The organism is Oryzihumus leptocrescens, assembly GCF_006716205.1.
Lineage (GTDB): Bacteria > Actinomycetota > Actinomycetes > Actinomycetales > Dermatophilaceae > Oryzihumus > Oryzihumus leptocrescens.
Window position 1 is genome coordinate 878,261 of the sequence record NZ_VFOQ01000001.1, and the last position, 18,981, is coordinate 897,241.

Annotated in this window: 17 protein-coding genes and 1 other RNA gene; 8 read left to right on the forward strand and 10 right to left on the reverse strand. The window is 73.3% G+C overall.

Annotated features, from left to right (window positions below; all coding sequences use genetic code 11):
* The first annotated feature begins 61 nt into the window (after positions 1–61).
* Both FB474_RS04130 and FB474_RS04135 read left to right on the forward strand, forming a co-directional pair.
* Positions 62–1,459 (forward strand): FAD-binding oxidoreductase, encoded by a 1,398-nt coding sequence (locus tag FB474_RS04130; RefSeq protein WP_141787504.1) that lies wholly within the window; start codon positions 62–64, stop codon positions 1,457–1,459.
* Positions 1,456–2,733, forward strand: a complete 1,278-nt coding sequence (locus FB474_RS04135) for a class I SAM-dependent methyltransferase (RefSeq protein WP_141787505.1) — start codon at positions 1,456–1,458, stop codon at positions 2,731–2,733. The genes FB474_RS04130 and FB474_RS04135 overlap by 4 nt, the downstream gene beginning before the upstream one ends.
* Positions 2,734–2,853: 120 nt before the next feature.
* On the opposite strand, the gene FB474_RS04140 is transcribed toward FB474_RS04135, so the two are convergent.
* The 4 genes from FB474_RS04140 to FB474_RS04155 form a co-directional block, all read right to left on the reverse strand.
* Positions 2,854–3,876 carry an NADP-dependent oxidoreductase gene (locus FB474_RS04140; RefSeq protein ID WP_141787506.1) on the reverse strand — a complete coding sequence of 341 codons (1,023 nt, stop codon included), beginning with the start codon at positions 3,874–3,876 and terminating at the stop codon, positions 2,854–2,856.
* Between the two features lie 146 nt (positions 3,877–4,022).
* The gene (locus FB474_RS04145) at positions 4,023–5,189 is read right to left on the reverse strand and encodes an ABC transporter permease (RefSeq protein ID WP_185746028.1); all 1,167 of its coding nucleotides are present in this window, start codon (positions 5,187–5,189) and stop codon (positions 4,023–4,025) included.
* 25 nt (positions 5,190–5,214) lie between these two features.
* On the reverse strand, positions 5,215–6,381 hold the full coding sequence (locus FB474_RS04150) for an ABC transporter permease (RefSeq protein WP_141787508.1): 1,167 nt from the start codon (positions 6,379–6,381) through the stop codon (positions 5,215–5,217).
* A 2-nt stretch (positions 6,382–6,383) separates the two neighbouring features.
* Complete coding sequence (locus tag FB474_RS04155; RefSeq protein ID WP_141787509.1) at positions 6,384–7,400, reverse strand: ABC transporter ATP-binding protein; 1,017 nt, start codon at positions 7,398–7,400, stop codon at positions 6,384–6,386.
* Positions 7,401–7,598: 198 nt separating this feature from the next.
* Here FB474_RS04155 and ssrA point away from each other — a divergent pair.
* Positions 7,599–7,965: a transfer-messenger RNA gene (gene ssrA / locus FB474_RS04160) on the forward strand.
* 711 nt (positions 7,966–8,676) lie between these two features.
* Here the strand turns inward: ssrA and FB474_RS20620 are convergent.
* Entirely contained in the window at positions 8,677–9,141 is a 465-nt protein-coding gene (locus FB474_RS20620) for a hypothetical protein (protein ID WP_185746029.1), read from the reverse strand.
* A 128-nt stretch (positions 9,142–9,269) separates the two neighbouring features.
* Here FB474_RS20620 and FB474_RS04175 point away from each other — a divergent pair, with 128 nt between their 5' ends.
* On the forward strand, positions 9,270–9,791 hold the full coding sequence (locus tag FB474_RS04175) for a COG4315 family predicted lipoprotein (protein WP_141787510.1): 522 nt from the start codon (positions 9,270–9,272) through the stop codon (positions 9,789–9,791).
* Positions 9,792–9,938: 147 nt separating this feature from the next.
* Here FB474_RS04175 and FB474_RS04180 read toward each other — a convergent pair whose 3' ends face one another.
* The 3 genes from FB474_RS04180 to FB474_RS04190 are packed head-to-tail and all read right to left on the reverse strand — an operon-like array spanning position 9,939 to position 12,162.
* Positions 9,939–10,604, reverse strand: coding sequence for an anti-sigma factor family protein (locus FB474_RS04180; protein ID WP_141787511.1), 666 nt, complete (start codon positions 10,602–10,604; stop codon positions 9,939–9,941).
* Complete coding sequence (locus tag FB474_RS04185; protein WP_185746030.1) at positions 10,601–11,110, reverse strand: sigma-70 family RNA polymerase sigma factor; 510 nt, start codon at positions 11,108–11,110, stop codon at positions 10,601–10,603. The genes FB474_RS04180 and FB474_RS04185 overlap by 4 nt, the downstream gene beginning before the upstream one ends.
* Before the next feature lie 53 nt (positions 11,111–11,163).
* Complete coding sequence (locus FB474_RS04190; RefSeq protein WP_141787512.1) at positions 11,164–12,162, reverse strand: zinc-dependent alcohol dehydrogenase family protein; 999 nt, start codon at positions 12,160–12,162, stop codon at positions 11,164–11,166.
* A gap of 161 nt (positions 12,163–12,323) precedes the next feature.
* Between FB474_RS04190 and FB474_RS04195 the strand changes: the two genes are divergently transcribed.
* Both FB474_RS04195 and FB474_RS04200 read left to right on the forward strand, forming a co-directional pair.
* Complete coding sequence (locus FB474_RS04195; RefSeq protein WP_141787513.1) at positions 12,324–14,702, forward strand: phosphoketolase family protein; 2,379 nt, start codon at positions 12,324–12,326, stop codon at positions 14,700–14,702.
* Positions 14,699–15,787, forward strand: a complete 1,089-nt coding sequence (locus FB474_RS04200; protein ID WP_141787514.1) for an acetate/propionate family kinase — start codon at positions 14,699–14,701, stop codon at positions 15,785–15,787. The genes FB474_RS04195 and FB474_RS04200 overlap by 4 nt, the downstream gene beginning before the upstream one ends.
* Positions 15,788–15,796: 9 nt before the next feature.
* On the opposite strand, the gene FB474_RS04205 is transcribed toward FB474_RS04200, so the two are convergent.
* On the reverse strand, positions 15,797–16,417 hold the full coding sequence (locus FB474_RS04205) for a class I SAM-dependent methyltransferase (RefSeq protein WP_141787515.1): 621 nt from the start codon (positions 16,415–16,417) through the stop codon (positions 15,797–15,799).
* A 13-nt stretch (positions 16,418–16,430) separates the two neighbouring features.
* On the reverse strand, positions 16,431–16,808 hold the full coding sequence (trxA, locus tag FB474_RS04210) for a thioredoxin (protein WP_141787516.1): 378 nt from the start codon (positions 16,806–16,808) through the stop codon (positions 16,431–16,433).
* Positions 16,809–16,919: 111 nt separating this feature from the next.
* Here trxA and FB474_RS04215 point away from each other — a divergent pair, with 111 nt between their 5' ends.
* Together FB474_RS04215 and FB474_RS04220 are read left to right on the forward strand one after the other, a co-directional pair.
* Positions 16,920–17,462: a hypothetical protein gene (locus FB474_RS04215; RefSeq protein WP_141787517.1), complete on the forward strand. Its 543-nt coding sequence runs from the start codon at positions 16,920–16,922 to the stop codon at positions 17,460–17,462.
* A 104-nt stretch (positions 17,463–17,566) separates the two neighbouring features.
* The gene (locus FB474_RS04220; protein ID WP_141787518.1) at positions 17,567–18,964 is read left to right on the forward strand and encodes an amino acid permease; all 1,398 of its coding nucleotides are present in this window, start codon (positions 17,567–17,569) and stop codon (positions 18,962–18,964) included.
* Positions 18,965–18,981 lie beyond the last annotated feature (17 nt).

The window sequence follows — 18,981 nt, forward strand, 5'->3', positions numbered from 1 at the left end:
CCCGCGAGCGGATGCCGCGGAGGCGATGCCGCCCTAATCTGGCCCCGAGCTGGGGAGGCGCATGGCACAGGCACAGGTCCAGGCGGTGGGAGGCGCGGCGCACGAGGCCGCGCGCGATGCGCTGCGGGCGCAGCTGGCCGGTATGCCGCCCGGTCACCCCGTGCGCCTGGCGAAGCGCACGTCCAACCTGTTCCGGCCCCGCGAGGCGACCGGCGCCCCCGGCCTGGACGTCAGCGACTTCACCCACGTGCTCTCGGTCGACCCCGACGCCCTGGTCGCCGACGTGCAGGGGATGACCACCTACGAGCACCTCGTCGACGCGACGCTGGCGCACGGCTGCATGCCCCTGGTCGTGCCGCAGCTGAAGACCATCACCCTCGGCGGGGCCGTGACCGGGCTCGGCATCGAGGCGTCCTCGTTCCGCAGCGGGCTGCCGCACGAGTCGGTGCTCGAGATGGAGATCCTCACCGGGGACGGCGACATCGTCACGGCCACGCCCGAGGGCGAGCACGCCGACCTGTTCCGCGCGTTCCCCAACTCCTACGGCTCGCTGGGCTACGCGCTGCGGCTGCGGATCGAGCTCGAGCGCGTGCATCCCTACGTGCGGCTCCGGCACGTGCGGTTCACCGACCTCGACGCGCTGCAGGACGCGATCGGGCGGGTGACCAGCACGCGGGTGCACGAGGGCGAACCCGTCGACTTCGTTGACGGCGTGGTGTTCTCGGCGGGCGAGAGCTACCTGGTCCTGGGCGACTGGCAGGACCACGCGCCGTTCACCAGCGACTACACCGGGCAGCGCGTGTTCTACCGCTCGATCCGCGAGCAGTCCGTGGACTTCCTCACGGTGCGGGACTACCTGTGGCGCTGGGACACCGACTGGTTCTGGTGCTCGCGGGCGTTCGGGGCGCAGCACCCGGTCGTGCGCCGGCTGTGGCCGAGACGGCTGCTGCGCAGCGACGTCTACTGGAAGCTCGTGGCGTTCGAGAACCGCCACCACGTCTTCGCCCGGCTCGACGAGCGCCGCGGCCGGCCGCCGACGGAGCGGGTCGTGCAGGACGTGGAGGTGCCGCTGGAGCGCACCGCGGAGTTCCTGCGCTGGTTCCTGCGCGAGGTGCCGATCGAGCCGATCTGGCTGTGCCCGCTGGCGCTTCGCGACACCGCGGTCAGCCGCGCGGGCTGGCCGCTCTACCCCCTGGAACCCGGGCGGACCTACGTCAATGTGGGGTTCTGGTCGACGGTCCCGATCGCCGACGGTCGGCGTGACGGCGACGTCAACCGGGCCATCGAGCGGGAGGTGCACGACGTGGGCGGGCACAAGTCCCTCTACTCGGACGCCTACTACGACGAGGCTGACTTCTGGGCGCACTACGGCGGCGAGACCTACCACGCGGTCAAGGCGCACTACGACCCCGAGGGCCGGCTGCCCTCGCTCTACGACAAGGCGGTGAGACGCAGATGACGTTGACCATCGGGCAGATGCTGGACCGGGTTTTCGACCCCGGCACACCGGTGCGGTTCACGGCATACGACGGGTCCTCGGCGGGCGACCCGGACTCGAGGTTCACCATCCACCTGGCCAACGAGCGGGCCGTGCGCTACATCGCCACCGCGCCCGGCGAGCTCGGCCTGGCGCGCGCCTACGTCGCCGGCGACCTCAGCATCGAGGGCGCCGACCCGGGCGACCCCTACGACCTGCTGCGCACGTTCCGCGACGAGGTGGAGCCGCACGTGCCCAAGGTCAACGAGCTGCCGGAGATCCTGAAGTCGTTGGGGCTCAAGGGACTTCGCCCGCCGGAGCTCCCGCCGCAGGAGACGCCTGCGCCGTGGCGCCGCATGGTCCACGGGCTGCGGCACTCCAAGGCGCGCGACGCCGACGCGATCCACCACCACTACGACGTGTCCAACCGGTTCTACGAGATCCTCCTCGGCCCGTCGATGACCTACACCTGCGCGTGCTACCCCAGCGTGGACGCGACCCTGGAGGAGGCGCAGGCCAACAAGTACGACCTGGTCTGCCGCAAGCTCGGCCTCCAGCCCGGCATGCGGCTGCTCGACGTCGGCTGCGGCTGGGGCGGCATGGTCCGCCACGCGGTGAAGCACTACGGCGTCACCGCGCTCGGCGTCACGCTGTCGGACCAGCAGGCCCGCTGGGCGGCCAAGGCCATCGCCGAGGACGGGATCTCCGAGCGGGCCGAGGTGCGCCACCTCGACTACCGGGACGTCACCGAGACCGGGTTCGACGCGGTCAGCTCGATCGGCCTGACCGAGCACATCGGGGTGCGCAACTACCCCGGCTACTTCCGCTTCCTCAAGGCGCGGCTGCGCGAGGGAGGCCGGCTGCTCAACCACTGCATCACGCGGACGGACAACAAGCACCCCGGGATCACGCGCGGCGGGTTCATCGACCGCTACGTGTTCCCCGACGGCGAGCTGACCGGCTCAGGCTCGATCATCACCGTGATGCAGGACGTCGGGTTCGAGGTGCGCCACGCCGAGAACCTGCGCGAGCACTACGCCATGACCACCCGCGACTGGTGCCGCAACCTCAGCGCCAGCTGGGACGAGGCCGTCGCCGAGGTGGGTCCGGGCACGGCCAAGGTGTGGGGCCTCTACCTCGCGGGGTCGCGGTTGTCCTTCGAGGAGAACAGCATCCAGCTGCACCAGGTGCTCGGGGTCAAGGTCGGCGCCGACGGCGACGCGCACATGCCGATCCGCCCGACCTGGGCCAGCTGAGCGGCCGGACGGACCGGACGCGCCGGCGGCCAACCGCACCGGACACGCGCTGGCCCGCGTCTCCCTCGTCGACAGGCGGGGAAACGCGGGCCAGGCGGTGTCCGGTGACGCTGCCAGCCGTCAGAGACGGATCAGCATCTTGCCGGTGTTGCCACCGGTGAGCAGGCCGCGGAAGCCCTCGACGGCGTTCTCGATGCCGTCGACGACCGTCTCGCGCCAGGCGATCTTGCCCTCGGCGAGCCACTGGCCGACCTCCGCCTCGAACTGCGGGCGCAGGTCGCGGTGGTCGGAGACGATGAAGCCGCGCAGCGTCAGGCGCTTGCCGATGATCATCGCCATGTTGCGGGGGCCGGGGGCCGCCTCGGTGTTGTTGTAGACCGAGATCGCGCCGCACAGGGCCGCGCGACCGTTCTGCCGCAGGGCGCCGATGGCGGCCTCGAGGTGGTCACCGCCCACGTTGTCGAAGTAGATGTCGATGCCCTCGGGAGCGGCCTCGGCCAGGCCCTGGCGGATCGGGGCGGCCTTGTAGTCGACCGCGGCGTTGAAGCCGGCGTCGTCCTGGAGCCACTGCACCTTCTCGGGCCCGCCGGCGCTGCCGACGACGCGGGAGGCGCCCTTGAGCCGGGCGATCTGGCCCACGAGCGAACCGACGGCACCGGCCGCGGCGGAGACGAACACCGCGTCGCCCTCGGTGAACTCGGCGACGCGCAGCAGGCCGGCGTAGGCGGTCAGCCCCGGCATGCCCAGGACTCCGAGGAAGGCCTGTGCCGGCGCGAGGTCGGTGTCGAGGACGCGGGCGTGCTTGGCCGGGAGGAGGGCGCGAGTGCGCCAGCCGAGCGGGTGGATCACGGTGTCGCCCACCGAGATCGGCGCGCCGGTGGCGTCCACGGCGTCCTCGCCGACGGCCTCGACCACGCCGACGGCCTCGCCGTCCATGGGCTTGTCGAGCTCGAACGGCGGGACGTAGGACTTCACGTCGTTCATCCGCCCACGCATGTAGGGGTCGACCGACAGGAACGTGTTGCGGACGACGACCTGTCCGGCGCCGGGCTCGGGCAGCTCCACATCGACGAGGGCGAAGTCCTCGTCGACGGGCTCCCCGTGGGGTCGCCGGGTCAGGTGCCACTCGCGGCTGGTCGTCATGGGGGAGGACGCCCTTTCAGGTTGGGGGGGGTGGGTCGGGGCCCGGGTCGGGCCTCCCTAGGCAACCATGCGGGGCCGGGCACCCTTCCGCCAGCGGGCGTGAGGGTGCTCACCCCCGGTGCGGTATGCCGTGCGCCCGCCGGGGGTCAGGTCGCCAGTGAGCGGCGCAGGCGCAGCGACGCCAGGACGAGCAGCCCCGCGGCGAACGCGAGCAGCACCGCCAGCTGGCGCAGGATGTCCAGCAGCCCTCCGCCGCGGGAGAGCAGCACCACCCAGGCGTCGACCGCCCAGGCGTGCGGGGTGAGGTGGCCCAGGGCCCGCACGGCGGGCGGCACGATCTCCAGCGGCCACATGCAGCCGCCGAGCATGCCGAAGGCGATGCCGACCGCCGGCCCGATGGCGCTCGCCTGCTCCGGGGTCCGGAAGAGCGTGCCGGAGAGCATCCCGGCGCCGGTGCCCACCAGCGCCCAGGTCCCCACCAGTGCGACCGCGGCGATCGGGTTGCCCCAGCTCACCCCGAACAGCAGCGCCCCGACGAGCACGATGAGGGCCGCCTGGCCCAGCGCCAGGAGCAGGTAGCACAGCCCCTCGCCCAGCACGATGTCCCGCGGGCGGACCGGCGCGGCCAGGGCCCGCGCGAACACCCCCGTGCGCCGGGTCTGGATCATGGCCGCCCCGCCGGCCAGGGCGTTGACGAAGACGAACAGCACGAGCATGGTCGGCGCGCTGTAGCTGAAGCCGAGCGGCAGCGTGTTCGCCGTGCTGTTCACGACGGTGGTGCTGACCTGGGTCGGCGGCGAGGTCGCCTCGACGGTCCGGGCCAGCGTCAGGGCGTCGTCCAGGCCCACGGCGCTGTGCTGGGTGACGAAGCGGGCCGCCTGCACCGTGGCGGCGTGCCGGGCCACGACGGCCCGCACCGTCGACAGGGCCCCCTGTGCCGACTGGGCCACGGCGGAGGTGGTCACCACCGCGACGGTCGCGGACCCGCCGCTGGCCAGGCTGCGGTCCAGGTCCGACGGGAGGTCGACGACCGCCGCGACCTCGCCGCGGCGCAGGGCCGCCACGCTGTCGGCGCGGGAGGAGAACGCGCGGGTCTCGAGCCGGGGGGCCTGGCCCAGGTCCTGGGCGAGCCGGCCGGCCAGGGGGCCGGAGCCGCCGCCGACGATGCCCACCCGGGTCGCGGTGTTGCCCGAGACGGTCGCGCCGATGAGCAGGATGACCAGCACCGGCAGCAGCACCATGAAGAACAGGGCGGTCCGGTCGCGCACCACCCGCCGCAGCTCGGCGCCGGCCAGTGCCAGGGCGGCGGTCACGGCCGCCGCCGGCCCGGGTCCGCACTCATGCCAGCACCCGTCGGCGCAGCAGGACCGCGCCGCCCATCGCCGCGGCACCGAAGGCCAGGATCGCCAGCAGCGGCGGCAGCGCCGCGGTCCAGCCGGCGCCACCGGCGAGGTCGGTGAAGGCGCGCAGGGCCCAGCCGTTGGGGGTGAACAGGGACAGCGTGCGCAGGGCGGGCGGTGCGGCGCTGATGAAGATGAAGTTGCCGCCGAGCAGGACCAGGCCGAAGGTCAGCATCGCCGCGATCCCGTCGGCCTGCCGTTCGGTCCGGGCGACCGTGATGACCAGGGCGGTCAGCCCGACGAGCGTGAAGGACAGCGCCAGCACCAGCGCCAGGACCATCGGCGGTGGGCCCCAGTCGGCGTGGAAGACCAGCGACGTGGTGACGGCGACGGTGCCCAGGCTGATCGCCCCGTAGGCGAAGGTGGCCAGCGACTTGCCCAGCAGGATGGCGCCGGGCCCCACCGGCGCCGCTGCGATCCGGTCGAGGGTGCCCGCGCTGCGCTCCTGGAAGAAGCTGCGCGCACCGAAGCCGATGGAGAACAGGAGGAAGAAGATGCCCATCGCCGGGGCGTAGTAGCTGCGTGCCGAGAGCACCTTGGTGCCGGCGGGGCGTTCGACCACGGACTCCGGCAGCCGGCCCTGTGCCGCAGCGGCGGCCAGCTCGGCGGTGCGGGTCGGTGCGGCGCCGGCGGCCAGGGCAGCGGCGACGGAGAGCCGGTCGGCGTCGAGCTGGGCCGAGAACGCCTCGGCCAGTGACGCGGCCACCTGACCGGCCACGGGGGAGTCGACGTTGGCGAGAACGGTCATGTCCGGGGCCGGGCCGCTGCCGTGCATCGCCCCGGACCACCCCGCGGGCACCACGAAGGCCGCCCCGACGGTGCCGTCCCGCACCATCCGGGTGGCCGCGGCGTCGGAGTCGACCCGCCGCACGGTCACGACGTCCGCGAGCTCCGGGCTGGTCAGGAAGGCGGTGAACCCGGCAGACACCGGCCCCGTGTCGTGGTCCACGACCGCCACGTCGGCGTGGAAGGTGTCCACCCCGCCGAACGCCAGGCTGATCAGGCCCGCCACCGCGAGCGGGGCCACGAAGCCGATGACGACCGCGGAGCGGTCCCGCAGCCGTTGCCGCAGGTCCTTCAGCGCGATGACGAGCGCGACCGGCACCCTCACTCCCGCAGCGCGGTGCCGGTCAGGTGCAGGAAGACCGCCTCGAGGTCGGGCTCGGCCACGTCGACCGAGCTCACCGCTGCGCCCGCCCGGTCGGCGGCCTCGAGCACGGCCGGCAGCAGGTGGCGCCCCTCGCGCACGACGAGGTGCACCTCGGGCCCGGAGACGTCCGCGCCGTCGACCCCGGCCAGCCCGCGACAGGCGGTCGCGAACGCGGTCAGGTCACCGGTGGCCGTCAGCGTGATCCGGTCGCGTTCCCCGAGGCGGGAGACCAGCTCGCGCCGGGTGCCCTCGGCGACCAGCCGGCCGTGGTCGATGATCCCGACCCGGTCGCAGATCCGCTCGGCCTCCTCCATGTAATGCGTCGTGTAGAGCACAGCCATCCCGCTGGCACCGAACCGGCGCACGCTCTCCAGGATCGCGTGCCGGCTCTGCGGGTCGACCCCGACGGTGGGCTCGTCCAGCACCAGCAGCGTCGGCCGGTGCAGCAGACCGGCCCCGATGTTGAGCCGGCGCTGCATCCCGCCGGAGAAGGAGTCCACCCGGTCCTCGGCGCGGTCGCGCAGGTCGACCAGGTCCAGCACCTCCTCGACGCGTTGCTGCAGCACCCGCCGGGGCAGGGCGTAGAGCCGGCCGAAGAAGCGCAGGTTCTCCCGCGCCGTCAGGTCCGGGTAGAGCGCGACCTCCTGGGGTACGTAGCCGACCAGCGCCCTGGCCGCCGTGCCACCGCCGTCCATCAGGTGGCTGCCGATGGTCACCCGTCCCGAGTCGGGGGTCAGCAGCCCGCAGACCAGCCGGATCGTCGTGGTCTTCCCGGCGCCGTTGGGCCCGAGCAGGCCGTACGTCTCCCCGGGGGCGACCGTGAACCCGACGTCAGCGACGGCGATCCGGTCCCCGAACCGGCGCACGAGGTGCTCGGCGCGCAGCACCGGCTCGGCGCGGAGCGGCCTCGCGGCCCGCTGCGGCGCGACACCGACCGCCCCACCCGCCGGTATGCCGTGTTGCTGGCTGTCCATGCCGACGAGCCAAGCCGCGCCGTGCCGCGGCGACCAGAGACCCATGTCCCGGCTCCCCCGGGGGAGGGGCACGCGGGACGGCCACCCGGCATACCGGGAATGGCTTGGCGGTCCCGTCCGTTGGACGGATAGGCTTGGTGCACCGGCACCGAGCCGGCAGCAGGTTGAGAAGTGAACAGTGCGACGTAGCCACCCCATGGGGGTGATCGGTTTCGACGTTGGTCGTCATTCCAGGGGAAGCGGGTCGAGGACGCAGGGTTATCTCGTTAACGCTCCCTGTAAACCAATAGGTGCCAATTCCAAGCGCACCGACTTCGCCCTCGCCGCCTGAGCGAGCCCCGAAGTCCGTCAGCCTCGGTTTGCTACTGACCGAGATCCTGGCGTCAGCTAGGTAGCTTGCTGCGCAGTCATGTCGGGGGACTGCGCGGGACTCTTACTCGACTGGGCCTGTCAGAGGACGTGTGCGCGCGAGCTCTGGGGCCGAGAAACTCCACAGCGCACTGCACCCGGAGAAGCCCTGGATTCACGTCAGCGGACGCGGGTTCGATTCCCGCCACCTCCACCACTCATGGGTACGTCGCACTGCTTCACCCTCACGACGAAGGGCCCGACCACCTGGTCGGGCCCTTCGTCGTGCCCGCCAGGGGCGGGCACGCCACAGACAGCGTGCCCGGCGCCGGTCGCGCCTCGTCCCTTTGCGGGAGATGTCGATCCACCCTGCTCAGTAGCCTCGAAAGCGGCGTCACAACGCCCCGCGAGGTGAGGGGAGCGCTCGCCCGCGGCAGGTCGATCGGACGAGGGTCATGACTGCTGAGAACCCGGCAACACCCCTCCCGCAACCGGCGGGGCGCCCCGACCGCTGGGGTGTGGGGGCCCCAGCGGCCGGTGCGGAGGGCGACACCGAGGCGCCGCGAAAGCTCGCGCTGTCGCCACGCGTCATCGTCATCGGCCGGGCCGGGCTGCTGGGGGCTGCCTGCGCCTTCGTCGTCGGCGCGTTCGTCGTCGCGGCGCAGCAGAGCGAGCCCGCGGCCCAGGGGGCCCTCGTCAGCACCGGGCCGACCCCGAGCCTGCTCGGCGGGACCGGGCAGGAGGGCCCCTCGCTCAGCCTGTTCGACCCCTGGGGCCTGACCGTGCCGCGCCTGGCCCAGCCCACGCCGGCACCGGGGACGGGTGTCCTGGCGACTGGCGCCGGGGCGACCGCGGCCTACGTCGCACCTCCGTTCCTGCGGACCTCGGCGAGCGGCCAGGTCAGCTCGGCGACGCCGCGCGGTGGCGGTCACCTGGTCGTCGTCCCGCCGACGTTCGGCGGGCGGCCACCGGGCACCGCCGGTGGCGGGCCCACCGGCGGTGGGCCCGGCACGCCGACCACCCCGGTGACCACCACCACCGGCCCGACCACGTCGCCGACGACGACCCCGACGACTCCGACCACGTCGACCTCGACGTCCACCACCACGACGAACCCGCCGACCACCACGACGACGGACCCGCCCACGACCACGACCACCACCACGACGAACCCGCCCACCACCACGACGACGGACCCGCCGACCACGACCACGACGAACCCGCCCACCACCACCACGACGACGAACCCGCCGACGACCACGACCACGACCACGACCACGACCACGACCACGACCACGACGGACCCGCCGACGACCAGCCTGACGACGTCGACGACCGCGGCGTCGACGTCCCTGACCGACACCACGACGACGGTGCCGACGACCGGACCCACGACGTGATCGCCCCCGGGCGCCGACCCGGGACCTCACCAGGGCCGGGCGCCTGACCTCCACCACCCCCACGGTGTGAACGCCACAGCCCTGTGGGTCGTGACTGCAGTGAGTCCACCTGGAGGTCACCATGCGCGTCATCGCTGCAGTCGGATCCCTTGCCGTCCTGGGCCTCGCGGCCTGCGGCAGCACCACCACCGCCGGCAGTCCGGCGTCCTCGAACCCGGGCGGGCCTTCAGCATCCACCCCGGCCGCCACCGGCACCCTCGCGGTCCGCACCACGTCCCTCGGCCCGGTCCTCGTCGACGCCCGCGGCCGCACCGTCTACCTGCTCACCGCCGACACCCCCGGGCACTCCAGCTGCGCGTCGAGCTGCCTGAGCTACTGGCCCGCGGTGCCGCCCGGCGCGTCCACCCCGACGTCCCTGCCGGGGATCACCGCCACGATCGGCACGACCGCGACCATGGCCGGCGGCAAGGCGCTCACGGCGGGTGGGTGGCCGCTGTACACGTTCGTCCAGGACAGCAAGCCCGGCGACGTCACCGGACAGGGCATGAAGAGCTTCGGTGGCACCTGGTATGCCGTCTCGCCCGCCGGCAAGGCGGTCACCACCGCCCCGTCGAGCTCGGGCGGCGTCCGCGGGGGTTACTGACCGGCGCGTCCCCGGCTCCTGACCCCCATCCACTGAACACGGCTTGACCCGCGAATCGGACGCCCAGACACCTCGATTCGCGGGTCAAGCCGTGTCCGGTCGAGAGACGGGGCCGGACGTCAGGGTCAGGAGGCCGGGGCGCCGGGGTCAGGACGCCAGGGTCAGGACCGGGGTGCCCGCGGCGGTGCGGACCTCAACCCGGGCGATGTCGGCCGACCGGGTGGCGCTGGCCGCGGTCACCTGCGAGACCTTGCCGGGCACCGCCGCCCACGTGGCCACCTGCTCCGCGTGCCCTGAGCGGTCGACGACGAACAGCGCGTAGGAGACGTCGGAGCTGCCGTAGTACCGCGTGTCGTAGGTGCAGGTCAGCTCGATCCGGGTGCCCCAGGCGACCCCGACCAGGCGGGCGCTCGCGTGCAGCGGGGTCACGGCGACCTGGCTCATCGCGGTGCCGACCGGCGCCGGCGCGGTGGAGGGGGTCCCGACCTGCGCCACCCCGCCGGCGACGGCGACGGCCAGCAGCGCGGCAGCCGCGGCGCCGGCACCGCCCAGCGCCCACCGCCGCCGGACGCGTTCCCGGCGCACCTCGCGGGCCAGCCGGGGCAGCAGCGTCGGCGGGACCTCGGGCACCGGGCCCTCGACCTCCTCGCGGGGCACCCGGGCGAGCAGGCCCGGCATACCGGCGAGCTCGCGCACCGCGCGGGCACAGTCCTCGCACGTGGCCAGGTGGGCCTCGTAGTCGCGGCGGTCCTCCGGCGACAGGGCCCCCAGGACGTAGGCGGCGTCGTACTCGGCGTAGGCGTCGGTGCTCACGAGGTCACCCCCATCTCCTGCAGGGCCAGGCGCAGGGCGCGCAGGGCGTAGTGCGTGCGGGACTTCACGGTGCCCTCCGGCACCTCGAGGATCCGGGCGGCTTCGGCCACCGACCGGCCACGGTAGTAGCACTCCAGGAGCACGGCACGGTGCTCGGGCGAGAGCTGCGCCAGCGCGTCGGCGACCAGCCACGACTGCAGGAGCTGGTCGGTGCGGTCGGCGGTGGGCACCTCGGGCGGCTCGTCGACGGCGAGCTCGTGGCGGTTGCGGGCCGAGCGCCACTCGTCCACGACGATGTGCCGCGCGACGGTGAAGAGCCAGGCGCGGGCTGAGCCGCCGGACTGGTCGAGCACCTTCGGCGAGCGCCACGCCCGCAGCAGCGTCTCCTGCACGACGTCCTCGGCCCGGGCGCGGTCGCCGCCGGTCAGGCGCAGGCAGAAGCCCCACAGGGCGCCCGCGTGCTCCGCGTGCAGCGCCTGCATCAGCTGGTCCGGGGTCTCGCTCACCACACCTCCCACCGCCACCACGAGGGGGATGCCCCCATGGTTCACCCGCGCGGTCAGGGGTGCAGCACCGCCGCGCCGTCGAACGCCCCTGAGGCCAGGTCGCGCAGCGCGCCGTCGGCCCACGCCAGCGGGTAGGAGTGGGTCGTGGCGCGCACGCCGAGGCGGGCGGCGAGGGTCAGCAGCTCCTCGCCGTCGGCCCGGGTGTTGGCGGTGACGCTGCGCAGCCGCCGCTCCTCGAACAGCTCCCGGTCGTAGTTGAGCGAGGGGATGTCGGACATCCAGATGCCGGCGACCGCCGCGGTGCCGCCACGGTCGAGGGCCCGCAGCGCCACCGGCACGAGCTCGCCGCTGGGGGCGAACAGGATCGCCCCGTCGAGCTTCTCCGGCGGCTCGTCGGTCGGCCCGCCCACGGAGTCCGCGCCCAGCGCCAGCGCCAGGCGGCGGTTGCGGTCGCCCCGGGTCAGCACGTGCACCCGGATGCCCTGCCTGAGGGCGATCTGGGAGGTCAGGTGGGCACTGCCGCCGAAGCCGTAGATCCCGAGCGCGCCCCCGGGTCGGACCGCGGTGGCCTTCAGCGCCCGGAAGCCGATGATCCCGGCGCACAGCAACGGCGCGGCCTGGTCGTCGCTGATGCTGTCCGGCAGCGCGTAGGCGAACCGCTCGTCGACGAGGCACTGCTCGGCGTAGCCACCGTCGACGTCCCAGCCCGTGAACGTCGGCGACAGGCACAGGTTCTCCTCGCCACGCCGACAGAAGCGGCAGGTCCCGTCGGTGGCCCCGAGCCACGCGACCCCCACCCGGTCGCCCCGCGCGAAGCGGGTGGCCCCGGGCCCGAGCTCGTCGACGACCCCCACCACCTCGTGCCCCGGGATGACGCCGTGCCGCCGTGGGGCCAGGTCGCCCTCGGCCAGGTGCAGGTCGGTGCGGCACACCCCGCAGCACAGGACCCTCACCCGCACCTGCCCGGGCGCCGGCACCGGCGCCTCGCGCTCGACCTCGCGCAGCGGCCCCGTGGCGATGGGGCCGGGTTGGTCCACGATCCACGCCTTCACCTCACGAAGCGTGTCGGGCGGTGCCGGGTCAGGTTGGGCCGAAGGTCCCCTTGGGCGGGCCCCAAGGACCCCCCGTGGGTGCGAACCGGTTGCGGCGGGCAGACGGGTCGGCGAGCGTGGTCAGCACGTATGCCGTGCAGCACCGATGAGGGGAACCACCCGTGGCGCTCGACCCGGACCTGCAAGCCGTCGACCTGTGGTGGCGCGCCGCGAACTACTGCGCCGTCGGCCAGATCTACCTGTTGGACAACCCGCTGCTGCGTGAGCCGCTGCGCCCCGAGCACGTCAAGCCCCGGCTGCTCGGGCACTGGGGCACCAGCCCGGGCCTGAACCTGGTCTACGCCCACCTCAACCGGCTCATCCGCGAGCGCGACCTCGACGCGATCTTCGTGGCCGGCCCCGGGCACGGCGGGCCCGCGGTGGTGGCCAACACGTGGCTCGAGGGCACCTACAGCGAGGTCTACCCGCAGGTCGGCCAGGACGAGGAGGGGATGCGCCGGCTGTTCCGCCAGTTCAGCTTCCCCGGTGGCATCCCCAGCCACGTCGCCCCCGAGACCCCGGGCTCGATTCACGAGGGTGGTGAGCTCGGCTACTCCCTGGCCCACGCATTCGGGGCAGCCTTCGACAACCCCGGCCTGCTGGTCGCCTGCGTCGTCGGCGACGGGGAGGCCGAGACCGGCGCGCTGGCGGCGAGCTGGCACTCCACCGCCTTCCTCAACCCGCTGACCGACGGCGCGGTGCTGCCGGTGCTGCACCTCAACGGCTACAAGATCGCGGGGCCGACGGTGCTGGCCCGCATCCCGGAGGACCAGCTGCGCCGCCTGCTCGAGGGCGCCGGCTGGGAGCCGCGGTTCGTCACCGGCGACGACCCCGAGCAGGTCCACGTGGCCCTCGCCGAGGCGCTGGAGGAGTGCGTCGACATCATCGCCGCGATCGGCGACCGGGCCCGCTCGGCCGGTCCCGACGAGACGGTCGAGCGGCCCACCTGGCCGATGGTGGTGCTGCGCACCCCCAAGGGCTGGACCGGCCCGCGCGAGGTGGACGGCGTGCCGGTCGAGGGCACCTTCCGCGCACACCAGGTGCCCCTCTCCGCGGTGCGCACCAACCCCGAGCACCTCGCGATGCTCGAGCAGTGGCTGCGCTCCTACCGGCCCGAGGAGCTGTTCGACGACGACGGCGCCCCGGTCGAGGCGATCTGGCGGGCGGCACCGCGCGGGCAACGCCGGATGAGCGACAACCCGCACGCCAACGGTGGCTTGCTGATGCGACCGCTGGACCTGCCCGACGCCGCCGGTCACGCCGTCGAGGTCGTCCACCCCGGCCGCGGAGCCAGCGCCGCAACACAGGTGCTGGGCGGGTGGCTGCGGGACGTCATGCAGGACAACGCCGACCGCTTCCGGGTCATGGGCCCGGACGAGACCGCCTCCAACCGCCTCCAGGACCTGTTCGAGGTCACCGACCGCACGTGGATGGCCCACCGGTATGCCGGGGACGACCACCTCGCGCCGGACGGGCGCGTCATGGAGGTTCTGTCCGAGCACCTGTGCCAGGGCTGGCTGGAGGGCTACCTGCTCACCGGACGGCACGGGCTGTTCAACTGCTACGAGGCGTTCGTGCACATCGTGGACTCGATGTTCAACCAGCACGCCAAGTGGCTCAAGGTCACCCGTGACCTGCCCTGGCGCCGGCCGATCCCGTCGCTGAACTACCTGCTCTCCTCGCACGTGTGGCGCCAGGACCACAACGGCTTCTCCCACCAGGACCCCGGGTTCATCGACCACGTGGTCAACAAGAAGGCCGAGATCGTCCGGGTCTACCTGCCCCCGGACGCCAACAGCCTGCTGGCCGTGGCCGAGCACTGCCTGGCCGGCACCGACAAGGTCAACGTCATCGTCGCCGGCAAGAACCCGGCGCTGGACTACCTCACCCTGGAGCGGGCCCGGGCCCACTGCGCCCGGGGGCTGGGCGTGTGGGAGTGGGCCGGCACCTCGGCGGGCGAGGAGCCCGACGTCGTCATGGCCTGTGCCGGGGACGTGCCCACCCTGGAGACCCTGGCCGCGGTGGCGCTGCTGCGCGAGCACCTGCCCGAGCTGCGGGTCCGGGTGGTCAACGTGGTCGACCTCATGCGTCTGCAGCCGACTGCGGAGCACCCTCACGGCCTGCCCGACCGCGACTTCGACGAGCTCTTCACCCCCGACCGGCCGGTCGTCTTCGCGTTCCACGGCTACCCCTGGCTGATCCACCGGCTGACCTACCGGCGCACCAACCACGCCAACCTGCACGTGCGCGGCTACAAGGAGAACGGCACCACCACCACGCCGTTCGACATGGTCATGCTCAACGACCTCGACCGCTTCCACCTGGTCATGGACGTCATCGACCGGGTGCCCGGGCTCGGCGTGCGCGCGGCGGGGCTGCGCCAGGAGATGGTCGACCGGCGCTTCGCGGCCCGGCAGTGGACGCGTGACCACGGCGAGGACGACCCGGCGATCAGCAGCTGGGAGTGGCCGTGGCCGGCAGAGGATGAGGCCGGCCGGTGAGGGTGCTGACCGTCAACGCGGGGTCCAGCAGCCTCAAGCTCGCCGTGCTCGCCGGGGACGAGGCGCTCGCCGCCGAGGAGCTCGAGGTCAGTGGCGACGGCCTGGACGAGGACCGCCTCGCCGAGGCCCTGCGCGGGATGGACGGCATCGACGCCGTCGGACACCGGGTCGTGCACGGCGGCCACCACCTGACCGGTCCGGTCCGGGTCGACGCGCGGGTGCGCGAGGAGCTCGGCGCCCTGGTCGACCTCGCCCCGCTGCACCAGCCGAAGTCCCTGCGGGCCCTGGACGCGGTCGGCCGGGCGCTGCCCGGGGCGCCGGCGGTGGCCTGCTTCGACACGGCGTTCTTCGCCGGCCTGCCCGCGGGGGCGGCCACCTACGCCCTGCCCCGGGAGTGGCGGGAGCGCTACGGGCTGCGGCGGTTCGGCTTCCACGGCCTCTCCCACGCCTGGGCCAGCTCCCGGGCCGCGCAGCTGGCCGGCGGCCGTGCCGGGCTGCGGGTGGTGGTGGCCCACCTCGGCTCGGGCTGCTCCCTGTCGGCGGTGGTCGACGGCCGCGCGGTGGACACGACCATGGGCTTCACCCCGCTGGAGGGGCTGGTGATGGGCACCCGCTCCGGCACGGTCGACCCGGGGCTGCTGCTGTGGCTGGAGGAGCACGAGGGCATCCCCCCGCAGGAGGTGGCCGATGCCCTGGAGCACCGGTCCGGCCTGCTCGGCCTGTGCGGCACCGCGGACATGCGCGAGGTGCTACGACGCGCGGCCGAGCGCGACGCCGACGCCGCGCTGGCGCTGGACACGTGGGTGCACCGTGTGGTGACCGGGGTCGGGGCGATGGCCGGGGCGGCCGGGGGCCTGGACGTGCTGGTGTTCACCGGCGGGGTGGGGGAGCGGGCGGCGCCCGTACGCCGGCTGGTCGCCGCCCGGCTGGGGTTCCTCGGCGTGCGGGTCGACGACGACGCCAACGACATCGCGGACGGGGGGACCGATGCGGACATCGGCGCGGGGGACGCCCGGGTCCTCGTGGTCCGGGCGCGGGAGGACGTGGAGATCGCCCGGCAGGTGCGCCAGGTCCTGGGCGGCTGACCCGGCGGGTCAGCCCGGCCGACGCAGCCGGACCAGCGCGTCCAGGGCGACCCGCGGGCCGTCCGCGGTCTCCACGTGCCGCTCGACGCGGTCGGCGCGCACGACCTCCAGTCCCAGGCCGACGACGTCGTCCACGACGTCGGCCGTGGAGAACAGCACCGCCGGTTCCTGCGGGCCGCCCCAGCCGTCGGCCAGGTTGCTGGTGTCGTGGCCGACGACCAGCAGGGTCCCGCCGGGGGCGAGCGCGGCGGCCGCCCGGCGGGTGGCCTCGCGGCGCAGGTCGGCCACCAGCTGCAGGTAGCTGATCACGACGAGGTCGAAGGCGTCCGGCGGCCAGGTCACGGCGGTCGCGTCGGCGCAGACCCACTCGACCGCCAACGGCCGACCGGTCGCCTCGAGGCGTGCCTGGGCGGCGCGGCCCTTGGCCAGGCCCTGCTCGGCGAAGTCGGAGGCGGTGACCTGCCAGCCGAGGCCGGCCAGCCACAACGCGTTGCGCCCCTCACCGCAGGCCAGGTCCAGCGCGCGGCCGGGCGGCAGCACTGCCAGCTCCGACTCGACCCACTGGTTGGGGCCGGCGGACCAGACGAGCTCCGACCCGGCATACCGGGCGTTCCAGGCGTCGGCGTCCATGCGCCTCAGCCTGTCACTTCGCGGCGCGCGCAGCCTCTTCCTGGGCGACCTGCGCGCGCACGTCCTCCATGTCGAGCCCGCGGACCGCGGTGATGACCTGCTCGAGGGCCGGCGCCGGCAGCGCACCGGGCTGGGCGAACACGAGGATGCCGTCGCGGAAGGCCATCAGCGTGGGGATCGAGCTGATCCCGGCGGCGGCGGACAGCGCCTGCTCGGCCTCGGTGTCGACCTTGCCGAAGGTGATGTCCGGGTGGGTCTCGGAGGCCTTCTCGAACACGGGCGCGAACATGCGGCACGGGCCGCACCACTCGGCCCAGAAGTCGACGAGCACGATGCCGTCCTGGAGCACGGTCGGCTCGAACGTCTGCGCGGTGAGGGCGGTGGTCGCCATGGGATCGGTCCTTCGTCGGGAGCGGGTGTTCGTGGGGTACAACGGCGACGGGGCCGGCGTGCTTCCCGCGAAGGTGCAGGTCGGGCGGCAGGCGCGTGCGAGAGTGTGCCCATGAGCGAGGAGTCGGTGGTCGACCAGGCGGCCGAGGTCGCCCAGGACGCGGTCCGTGCGGTCGACCGGGCCGTCCCGGCCGAGGAGGGCGTGACCGACCGGGAGCTCGGCCGCGCGGGGCGTCGCGCCGCCTGGGCCGGGCCGGTGTTCACCGTGCTGGCCGCCGCGATGGTGCCGTGGACGGTCTTCCTGGCGGTCACCCTGCCCAGCAAGCAGACCGCCGCGCACTACGACCTGGCCTGGGTCGGCTTCGACCTCGCGCTCCTGGCCATGCTCACGTGGACCGCGTGGTCGGCCTTCCGCCGTTCACCCGTGCTCACCGTGTCGGCGTCGATGACCGCGATGATGCTCCTCGTCGACGCCTGGTTCGACGTGGTGACCGCCCCGAGCCTCAAGGAGCTGGCCCTGTCGCTGCCGATGGCCCTCCTCGTCGAGGTGCCGCTGGCGGCCGTGTGCCTCTGGCTCGCGCGCAACGGGCAGCGGATCGCCGAGCGCCTGGTGGTCATCCGCCTGCGCCGGCGCCGGCGGGCCCACGCCCGCTGACCGTCGGGCAGCCCCTTGTGAGGGGGCTGTGCAGGCGCTGTGACCAGCGCCCTTGACAACGCGACGATTTGCGGCCTTTCTGCCCTTGCGTCCATGGTGCTCCGATGACCACCTCAGCCGAGAGAACCATCGAGGCTCCGGAGTCGGGCACCCTCGACGCCGGCCTCAAGCCCCGCCACATCACGATGATCTCCATCGCGGGCGTCATCGGAGCAGGCCTGTTCGTCGGGTCCTCGACCGCCATCGCGGCCGCTGGGCCGGCGGTCCTCGTCGCCTACGCCCTCGCCGGGACGCTGGTCGTCCTCGTCATGCGCATGCTCGGCGAGATGGCCACCGCCCAGCCCGACACCGGGTCCTTCTCGACGTACGCCGACCGCGCCCTCGGGCGCTGGGCCGGGTTCTCCATCGGCTGGCTCTACTGGTGGTTCTGGGTGCTGGTCATCCCGATCGAGGCCACCGCCGGCGCCAAGATCCTCAACGGGTGGATCCCGAGCGTGTCCACATGGGTCTTCGCCCTGCTCATCACCGGCCTGCTCATGGTCACCAACCTGTTCTCGGTGAAGAACTACGGCGAGTTCGAGTTCTGGTTCGCCCTGGTCAAGGTCGTCGCCATCGTCGCGTTCATCGTGCTCGGCGTGCTGGCCATCGCCGGCGTGCTGCCCGGCTCCCACACCTCCGGCGTCAGCCACCTGTTCAGCAACGGGGGCTTCATGCCCAACGGCTTCGGTGCCGTGCTCGCCGCGATGCTCACGACGATGTTCACCTTCATGGGCACCGAGATCGTCACCATCGCCGCCGCCGAGTCGCCCAACCCCGAGGCCGGCATCCGCAAGGCCGTCAACTCGGTGATCTCGCGGATCAGCCTCTTCTACCTCGGCTCCATCCTCGTCGTCGTCTCCCTGGTCGCCTGGAACGCCAAGGGCCTGGCGGACAAGGGCTCCTACCAGTTCGCCCTCGAGCAGATGGGCATCACCTGGGCCGCCCCGGTCATGGACGTGGTCATCCTGACCGCCGTCGCGTCCTGCCTGAACTCCGCGCTCTACACCGCCTCCCGCATGGCGTTCTCGCTCTCGCAGCGCGGTGACGCGCCCAGCGGCTGGGCCACCACGACCCGCCGCGGCGTGCCGGCCAAGGCCATCATCGCCAGCTCGGTCGTCGGCTTCCTCGGGGTCGCCGGCAACTACCTGCTCCCGGAGAAGATCTTCGGCTACCTGCTGGCCAGCTCCGGTGCGATCGCCCTGTTCGTCTACCTCGTCATCGCCTGCTCGCAGCTGGTGATGCGCCGCCGCCTGGACGCCGAGGGGCACCGGCCGGCCGTGCGGATGTGGCTGTTCCCGACGCTGACCTGGGCCACGATCGTGTTCATCGTCGGCGTGCTCGTGCTCATGGTGATCCGCCCGGAGCACCGGCTCGAGCTCGAGCTGAGCGTCGTGCTGGCGGCGGTGATTGTCGCCATCGGTGTCGTCCGGCGCAAGGGCCTGGTTCGGCATACCGGCGAGTAGTTGGAAAGATGAGGCGC